Source organism: Mesorhizobium sp. M6A.T.Ce.TU.016.01.1.1 (assembly GCF_003997065.1).
Taxonomy (GTDB): Bacteria; Pseudomonadota; Alphaproteobacteria; order Rhizobiales; family Rhizobiaceae; genus Mesorhizobium; species Mesorhizobium mediterraneum.
On the sequence record NZ_RZTJ01000046.1, the window covers coordinates 1 to 9132 of the forward strand.

At 62.8% G+C, this 9132-nt stretch carries 8 protein-coding genes; 2 read left to right on the top strand and 6 right to left on the bottom strand.

What is annotated here, in order from left to right:
* Positions 1 to 1216 (top strand): aspartate aminotransferase family protein (locus EOC94_RS32475; RefSeq protein ID WP_148128450.1); only part of this gene is annotated, 1216 nt, incomplete at its 5' end.
* A gap of 93 nt (positions 1217 to 1309) precedes the next feature.
* Positions 1310 to 1993: a GntR family transcriptional regulator gene (locus EOC94_RS32480; protein ID WP_127295642.1), complete on the top strand. Its 684-nt coding sequence runs from the start codon at positions 1310 to 1312 to the stop codon at positions 1991 to 1993.
* A 44-nt stretch (positions 1994 to 2037) separates the two neighbouring features.
* Here the strand turns inward: EOC94_RS32480 and EOC94_RS32485 are convergent, their stop codons facing one another.
* The 6 genes from EOC94_RS32485 to EOC94_RS32505 form a co-directional block, all read right to left on the bottom strand.
* Complete coding sequence (locus EOC94_RS32485) at positions 2038 to 3831, bottom strand: hydantoinase B/oxoprolinase family protein (protein WP_127295644.1); 1794 nt, start codon at positions 3829 to 3831, stop codon at positions 2038 to 2040.
* Positions 3832 to 3861: 30 nt separating this feature from the next.
* Entirely contained in the window at positions 3862 to 5922 is a 2061-nt protein-coding gene (locus tag EOC94_RS32490) for a hydantoinase/oxoprolinase family protein (RefSeq protein WP_127295646.1), read from the bottom strand.
* Between the two features lie 16 nt (positions 5923 to 5938).
* Positions 5939 to 6928 (bottom strand): ABC transporter permease, encoded by a 990-nt coding sequence (locus tag EOC94_RS32495; protein ID WP_127295648.1) that lies wholly within the window; start codon positions 6926 to 6928, stop codon positions 5939 to 5941.
* A complete protein-coding gene (locus EOC94_RS34950) occupies positions 6921 to 7067 on the bottom strand; it encodes a hypothetical protein (RefSeq protein WP_245465704.1) in 147 nt (48 codons plus the stop codon). Before EOC94_RS34950 ends, EOC94_RS32495 begins: the two co-directional genes overlap by 8 nt.
* Positions 7068 to 7103: 36 nt before the next feature.
* Positions 7104 to 7895 (bottom strand): ABC transporter permease, encoded by a 792-nt coding sequence (locus tag EOC94_RS32500; protein WP_245465705.1) that lies wholly within the window; start codon positions 7893 to 7895, stop codon positions 7104 to 7106.
* Positions 7892 to 9132 (bottom strand): sugar ABC transporter ATP-binding protein (locus EOC94_RS32505; RefSeq protein WP_148128451.1); only part of this gene is annotated, 1241 nt, incomplete at its 5' end. The genes EOC94_RS32500 and EOC94_RS32505, both read right to left, overlap by 4 nt.

The window sequence follows — 9132 nt, forward strand, 5'->3', positions numbered from 1 at the left end:
TGTCTTCGCCCGGGCGCAGGGTGCGTTTCTCTACGACGTCGACGGACACCAGTATACCGACTACCATTGCGGCTTCGGCGCCAACGTGCTTGGCCACTGTCATCCGGCGGTGCGCGAACGCATCGCGGCAGTCTCCGAGGACATCGATCTTGTCGGCGCGGGAACGATGCGGCTCGAAATCGAGGTGGCGGAGGCGCTAGTCGACTGCATCCCGTGCGCGGATCTCGTCGCCTTCTGCAACTCGGGATCGGAGGCAACCTATCACGCCCTGCGCCTTGCCCGTGCCGCCACCGGTCGCAAGCGGATCATCAAGTTTCAAGGCGGCTATCATGGCTGGCATGACTATGTCGCCATGAACGTGCAGTCGCACGCGCAGGCGGTCGGCAAGTATGATCCAATCAGCGCCGGCATCCTTGAAGACGCCGCCCGTCACACCATCGTGCTGCCTTATAACGATGCCCAGGTCGTCGAGGACTATCTCCACGCCAATCCCGGCGACGTCGCGGCGATCATCATCGAGCCAATCGCGCATAATATGGGGTCGGTGATCGCGACGGATGTTTTCCTGCGCGACCTGCGTCGCCTGACCAGCGATCATGGCGTCGTGCTGATCTTCGACGAGGTCATCACCGGCTTCCGCCACGCGCTCGGCGGGTATCAGTCGATCGCCGACATCACGCCAGATCTCGCGACCTTCGGCAAGGCGGCTTCGTCGGGTTATCCGGTCGGGATAGTCGCCGGTCGTCGCGATCTCATGGAGCTCGTCGGCCGGACTGGGGAAGGATCCGTGTTCATGGGCGGTACTTTCAACGGGACACCGTCGACGCTCGCCGCCATGCAGGCGACGATCGACGAGCTGTCGAAACCAGGCTTCTATGAACGTCTTTTCGCGCTTGGCGCTTTCATGCGAGCGGAGCTGGACGGCATTATCGATCGTCTTGGCCTGCGCGCGCAGAGCGCCGGGTTTGGTTCGGTCTGGCTGATCTATTTCCTCAGCGGTCCCTACCACGACTACCAGGACCTGCTGCGCAACGACGATGCCTTCGATCTCGCATTCCGCAAGGAGATGATAGCGAATCGGCTGATCGGTCAGCCGCTCCCGCTGAAGCGTCTCTACCTTTCGGGAAGCCATGACCGAGCGACGGTCGAGAAGTCGCTGGATGTCATCGAGACGATCCTGCGCAAACTCTCTGCTGGGAGAACCGCCCTCTCTTAGCCCTATGTCGCAACCGGACTTATAGGATATAAGATCGCCTCGTACCCTATCCGTTGCCGATTCGGTGCGGCCCAAACATTGCAGCGGTGATCCATGAACAAGATGCAGCCAATCGAGCAAGGCAGTCTGTCGGCGAGAACCTATATCTCGCTGCGCGAGGCGCTGATCGCGGGCAATTTCCGGCCGGGCGAAAGGCTCTTGATGCAGGATCTGGCGCAACGGCTGGGCACCAGCGTCACGCCTGTGCGGGAGGCCTGTTTCAGGCTCGTCAGCGAGCAGGCGTTGGAACTGCGTTCGGGGCGGTTCGTCACCGTTCCAGAGCTGACCAGGTCGCGTTACTGGCAGGTCAGGCTCATTCGTATCGCGCTCGAGGGACTGGCGGCCGAACTCGCCGTCGAGCATGTTTCGGACGCGGACATCGAAAGGCTTGTCGAGATCCATCGTGATTTCGTGGCCGGCGAAACGTCCGGCGATGCCGAACGCGCTCGCCGCGCCAACCGCGAATTCCACTTCGGCGTCTACCGCCTGTCCAAGATGGACATGCTGATCGCGCAGATCGAAAGCCTGTGGGTATCGATGGGCCCGATCCTCAACGTGTATTATCAGCAGGCCGAGAACGACTATATCGGCGCGGAGGAGCACGAGACGCTGATCGAAGCGTTCCGTGCCCGCAACAAGAAAGTGGCGCGTAAGGCGATCGAACGCGACATCGCGCGCGGCGGCATGAACCTGTTGCGGTATTTCGACGAGCAGGACGCGGCCGCCAAGCGGGCGTGATCGAGGCTACCGGTCATTCGCCGGCGCACTCTCTTCGCGCTGGCTCAGGCCGCCCGGAGGCGCGCGGTGGCCTCCTGGTCGACGACCCAGACGCCCTGCTCAGCGTCGAGCACCAACGCCACCTTGTAGGACTCGCGGGCCGCTTCGCTGGTCAGCCAGCCGCGGCCGACGCTGGCCGCGACACGCCGAGCGTCACGCTTGGTCGGTTCGCCATAGCCGCCGCCGCCGCAGGCGACGAACTCGATGCGCTCGCCAGCGCGACACGCCTCCTCATGGAACGCCGGCAGTTCGACGAGCCTGCCATCCGTCCCGCGTTTAGCACTCCGACTGGCTTTGGCATCACCGCCGCCGAGCACGCCACGCGGCGGAAAGGTTGTGCCGTCGGCCGAGTAGACCAGTGTCATCTCGTGGTCGACAGGATAGAAGACGCCGCCGACGGCGGGAGCGCCCTCGAACTCGCCAATGCCTTGCGTGTCCGCCACCACGCCGCGCGACTCAATGATGATGGGATACATGGATTCATCCACCTCCACGGAATCGAGCGCGATCAGGCCGCCATTCGCCGGTCCGCAATATGTCAGCCAGCCATCATAGCCGTGACGCGCTCCACCGCCGGCGTAGCCAATGAACACCTGGTTGACGTAGGGCTGCCCATCCTTGAACGGATCCTTGCCCGAAATCACGCCTATCCCCGCCGGCAGGTGCGAGCCGCTCTCGGCCTGGCCATAGGGTTCTCCCATCGTCGAGAACACGCAATTGCCGGCGATGATCAACCGGTCGTTGACATTGGTGGTCGCCACCGAGGTGCCAACCGGGTAACGCGGTTTGCCGACCACGCTTCCCTCACGCATCAAGACCTTGATGCGGCTCTTAGCACCCTCGTTGTGCGGGATGCCGTCGTCGAGATTGTTGAAGACGCCGATTCGGCACGAGCCCGTGCAAGTGTTTTCGGATAGGTTGAGACCGCCCGGGACATTATCCATGTTGTCACGCACATCGACCGTGATCTCGCCGGCTTCGGGGTCGACATCAATGGTGATCCTCACCGGGATGCCCTCCTCCGCCACGCCGGGGACGGGGTCATGGCGAACCTCGTAGGAGAACTTGCCCTTCGGCAATTTGGCAATCTCGGCCATGGCGCGCCGCGCACCGTAGTCGAACCAGTCCTCGACGAAATCCAGGAGTGTGTCGCGACCGTATTTTTCCAGCAGTTCCAGCAGACGGCGTCGACCGGTCCTGCAGGCGCCGATCTGGGCGCGGACGTCGCCAAGCCAGATGTCTGGAACCCGGTTGCGCATCATGCCGATGCGCAGGATGTCCTGCTTCTCCCTGTGCCGTTCGACCACACGCACGCAGGGGAAGTGGATTCCTTCCTCATAAACGTTTTTGGCGAATGGCAGATAGGTCGAAGGTGTAGGCGCGCCGGTGTCGGCGTGATGGGAAAGCGCCACGGCCCAGAACAGCGGCTTGCCATCGAAAAAGATCGGCATTGCCATGATCAGGTCGGCATGATGGGTGCCGCCCGTGTATGGGCAGTTGTTGAGGAAGATGTCGCCGTCGGCGATATCGTCGAACAGCTCCGTTATCGGACGCGTCGCCAGATCCATCGACATGACGTGGATGGGCAGCGCGTCCTCGGTGGAAACGAGGCGGTGATCGTAGGTCAGGATCGCGCAGCTCAGGTCGCGGGCGTTCTTGATCACAGCCGAGCGGCTGGCTCGCATCACCACCAGCGTCATCTCCCGGACGACGGCCTCGAACCGGCTCTTTAGAACCGACATCAGGAACGGATCGACGCGGCGCGTTGGCGTCTCCGGGCGAATGACAGGTGAATCCATTTGATAAAGCCTTGCTCGTGAAGGGTTGAGTCAATCGACGGTCACGACGATGTTGCCTTGCGGGTCGACGCGCCCGCGATGCTTGTCCTTGAGGAAAGCGGTGAACGTCGTCGCCTCCACCAGACAGGGGCCGTCAAGCGCCGCTCCCGAGCCCAGCTGGTCCATGTCGTAGACCGGCAACTGGCTCGTCCGGCGCGCTTCATGCAGAAAAACTGGCCGATGGCCTTTGGCGACCGGCGCCATCGCTTGGTTGGCCAGCCTGAAGTCCTTCCAAGCGTCCTGATTAACGCGCTTGCCCACCGCGCGCAGCTTCCAGTTGGTGAATTCGACGACGTCGCGATCGGATCTGATTGAATAGATGCGTTCGTGCATCTGATGGAACGCTTCGACCAGACCTGGCAGCTTTTCGGCGTCGAGGCGCGCCTCATCGGCCTCGAAATGGACCTCAATCTCCCAGGACTGGTATTCGTAACGACCAAGAAAGGAGAATTCGAATCGCCGCAGGTCAGGCTCAACGCCGGCCTGTTCGAGGAATGCCTCGCCCGACGCCTTCAACCGCGCCAGGACGTCGGAGACGCCGGCGGCGTCGAAGCGCCGTGTCGAGGTCAGAAAAACCGCGCTTTCCTCGCGCGAGATATCCGAGATCAACCCGCCGAACGCGCTCAATCCGGCCATGAAGCGGGGAATCATGTAGCGTTTCAACCCCAATATGTCAGCCATCTCGGCAATGTGAATGGCGGTCGCGCCGCCACCGCAGACAAAGAAACTGTCGCGCGGGTTGATGCCTTCGCGAATGGTGATTTCCTCGATGGCGCCGACCATGTTGTGGTTGCTGGTGGTCTGGATGGCGTAAGCCGCGTCGAGCAGCGAGATGCCGAGCCGCGTGGCGATTCCCGCGACCGCTTTCTCGGCCAGTTCGCGGCTTATCTTGATCCGCCCACCTAGAAAATAGTCCGGGTCAATAATGCCGAGCACGACATTGGCATCGGTAACAGTCGGCTCGGTACCCCCCGCTCCGTAGCATGCCGGCCCCGGCCGCGCGCCAGCGCTTTGGGGACCGACCCTCAGCAGGCCGCCATCGTCGACCCAAGCTATGGACCCGCCGCCGGCGCCAACCGATCTAACATCGACTTTCGCAATACCCAGCGAATCGTCGTGGATCATGCTGTCCGGGGTCACGATGATCTGGTGGTCGCGCAGAGCCGAGACGTCGAAGGTGGTGCCGCCCATGTCGCCGACGATGACATTGGCCTCGTCGCTCAGCGCCAGGGCGGCCATTGGCGCCAGCGTCGGCCCCGACATGACGCTGAAGATCGGCCGCCGCAGCATCTCGGCGGGAGGCATCATTCCGCCGACGCAGTTGGCCAGCAGCAGCTCGCCCTGGAAACCCGCTCGCAAAAGCGCCTGTCGCAATTCCTCGATATAGGTGCGCACTATCGGATTGATCGATGCGTCGATGGCGGCCGCAATGATGCGCTTGTACTCGCGTGACATCGGATTGACTTCATGGCTGAGGGTAACCGGAACCTCAGGCCATGCCTGCGCGATAATATCGCGCACCGCCTTTTCATGGATAGGATTGACGACCGACCAAAGCAAACCGACTGCTATCGCCTCGACGCCATAGCGCCGGAAGTCGGCTATCGCCGCCTCGACATCGGATCTCGACAAAGGCGTGAGCTCCCGCCCGCGCGCATCGACGCGGCCCCGCGCCGTCTTAGTCAGGTGGCGCGGAACGTAAGGCTCGGGATAGTCGAGCCGCCACTGGAAGGCACCCTTGCGCGGGCCCTCGCGCAGCACGAGGATGTCTTGGTGTCCTTCGTTGAGGATCAGCCCGACCTTGACAGTCTTGCGCTCGACGAGCGCGTTGGTCGAAACGGTCGAGCCATGCACGATCAGGTCGATTTCGGTCATGAACGTCGCGGGATCGAGCCCATACCCTTCCGCCGCGACGTGCAGCACATTGATGAATCCTTTCTCGAATTCGCCGGGCGTCGTCGGCGATTTGAAGATCGAAATTTTCCCGCCGGGCTCTGAAACCAGGCAATCGGTGAACGTTCCGCCGATATCGATGCAGACTTGATAAGCCATTTAAGGTCCGGAGCTGTTAGCGTTTCTTGTGATCGCGGCCGAGTATCAGGCTGGCCAGAATGATCAGGCCCAAAAGAACCTGCTGCAAATAGCCGTCGACCTGCATGAGATTCATGGCGTTGGAAATGACCGTGATGAACAGGGCACCGAGCAGAGCGGCCGTAACGCCTCCTTCTCCGCCGGTGAGGCGCACGCCACCGACCACGGCCGCCGCTATCGATTCCAGGGTCAGGTTGCCGCCGAGATTGGGCTCTCCCGATCCCGTGCGCGCGGTGAGCAGCATGGCGCCAATTGCGGCCAGCAGTGAGCAGACCACATAGTCGATCGCAACGACGCGTCCGGTCCGCACGCCCGCCGCCGTCGCCGCACGAGGGTTGGCGCCTATGAGATACAGGCTGCGGCCGAGCACGGTGAAGCGCAGAACCAGGAACAGCATCGCGAAACATAGCGCGGCGAACACGATGGGCACCGGGACGCCGATCAGCCGTCCTTCCGCCAAGGCGTCCGTGAAGGCCTCGGGAATGCCCGGCACGGGAAAGCCGCCGCTGACCGTGGATGCCAGCGCCATGACAATGTTGGCCATGCCCAGCGTCGTCACCAGTGGGTTGATGCCGATGCCAGCGATCAGGAATCCGTTCAGTCCGCCGATCAGCAGGCCGACGCTGAGGCCGGCCGCGATTCCCCACAGGATCGGCATATCCCCGGTTCCGGTCATCACCATCGCCGACATGACGCTGACGAGCGAGACGGTAACTCCGAGCGACAGGTCGAAGCCCCGCGTCAGCAGCACCATGGTCTGCGCCATGGCAAAGAGGGCGAGATAACTGGTCTGGATCGCGATGTTCCAAAGATTCCCGCTCGAAAGGATGCGCGGGTCTATCAAACCGAGAACCAGTAGGGCCAGGAATATGAGCCCCGGCAGCCTGGCCTGCGCCGCAAGCTGTCGGATATCCGGGCGAGCGCGGTCAAGCACGACCGGAGCCGCGATGTCTGGTCGATCAGACATTGGCCCGCCTCCCCTGAACGATACGGTCGAAAGCCAGCGCGCCGATAAGCACGGTACCCAGCACCAGCGTCTGGAACTTGCTGTCGATCTGCGTCAGGTTCATCGCGTTGGCGATGATCGCCAGGCACAGCGCCGCCATGGCGACGTTTTCAGCACGGCCTGAACCGCCTCGCAGTCAAACGCCGCCGATCACCGCCGCCGCGATCGTCTCCAGTCCCAGCGTACCGCCGATCGTGGACTGGCCGGAGCCGATGCGAGCGGTGATCAGGACGCCGGTGAGCGCCGCCAGGATGCCGGACAACGCATAGGCGGTTATCAGCACACGGTGGGTGCGCACGCCCGACAGCCGGGCGGCGACGGCGTTGCCGCCGACGGCGTAGAAATGGCGTCCAAGCGCCGTCCGACGCTGCAGAATGATGGCGATGGCGATCACCGCTAACGCGAGCAGCAAGACTGGCGGCAGGCCAAGGACCTGCCCGCGTCCAATGGCGTCGACGAAAACGTCGGAAACGCCGTAAATCGGGATGCCCTGCGTGTAGTAGAGCGTAATCCCGGCGACGATCGACAACGATGCCAATGTGACCATGAAAGGCGACAGGGCAAAGTGCGCCACCAGCGTGCCGTTTACCAGGCCAACACAGGCGCCACTGGCCAGAGCCAGCGCCACTGGTAGGAGCAGTTGGATTCCTTGGGCCTCGGGCATCGCGGCCATCGCCGCGGCCGTGACCAAGGACGCCAACGCCATGGTGGCGCCGACTGACAGATCAAAGCCGCCCGTGGTCATGACGATCATCTGGCCGATCGCCGGAACCGCCAGGAAGGAAAAGTTGCGCAAAACGTTGAGGATGTTTAGGCGATTCAGAAAACGCGGTTCGATGATCGCGGCCGCCACTGAGACTGCGACCAGAAGCAGGATGACGATCCCGCCGGTTTCCAGAAAACGTCGCCGCAGCGCATCGATGCTCATGCCGCCTCCGTGGCGCCGGTTTCGGCGTCGAAATAATGGCGCAACACGGTGGCCTCGCTGATGCCGTCGGCTTCCAGTTCGGCGACTATGCGCCCTTCGCGCATGACGTACACGCGGTTGGCCAGGTGGACGAGCTCAGGCAGTTCAGACGATGACAGCAGGATCGCTGCGCCATTCTCCACCAGGCTTTTCATTAGCCGGTAGACTTCGCTTTTGGCGCCGACGTCGATACCGACCGTGGGTTCGTCGAAAATATGAACCGAGACTGGGCGCATCAGCCCCCGCGCCAGCACGAGTTTCTGCTGGTTGCCGCCGGAAAAGGACGACGCCGCGCGTTCGGGCGTCATCGGTCGCAGACCCAGCGTCTTCAACGGCGCGGCTATCGCCCGGCGCTCGCGCCAGGACTTGAGCAGTGCGCCGTGGGACAGTCTCGGATCATCCAAGGCGGCCATGGTCACGTTCTCGCGGCCCGGGCGGCTGAGGGCAAGTCCTTCGGCGCCGCGATCAGCCGGATAGTAACATAGTCCAGCACGCAGCATGCTGTGCGGCGCGGGTGCTCGTACCACCGCGCCATGAAGTTCGATCTCACCGGACGTCACCCGCTCCAGGCCGAACACGGCCCGGCAAAGTTCGCTGCGGCCGCAGCCAACCAGGCCGGCCAGGCCGACGATCTCTCCAGCCCTGACCGTGATGGAGGCATCGGATACGGTGCCGGACACTCGCAGCCCCCTGGTCGCCAGCACGATATCGGAGGGGCGTTGGCTGATTGACGGGTACAGTCTTTCGACCGGTTGGCCTACCATCATCTCGATGAGCGTCGCGTCGGATGCCGCGGCGATGGCCAGGGTATCGATCTTGCGCCCTCCTCGCAAAACCGTGACGCGGTCCGCCAGCCGACGGATCTCCGCCATGCGGTGCGACACATAGATGATACCGACGCCCCGCGCCTTGAGGCCGCCGATGGCGGCGAAGAGTTTTTCCGCTTCGCCGTCGGTAAGCGACGCGGTCGGTTCGTCGAGGATGAGTATCTTGGCGTCCGAGAGCATGCCCTTGGCAATCTCGACCATCTGCTTTTGCGCACGGGTCAGCGTTTCGATCTTACTGTCCAGCTGTACGTGAAAGCCTATTTCGCGGAAGCGTTCCTCCGCGCGGGCACGCATCGCGCGCCGGTTCAGGAAAAGATTTCCTTTCAACTCGCGGCCGAGAAACAGGTTCTCCTCGACCGTGAGGTCCGGGA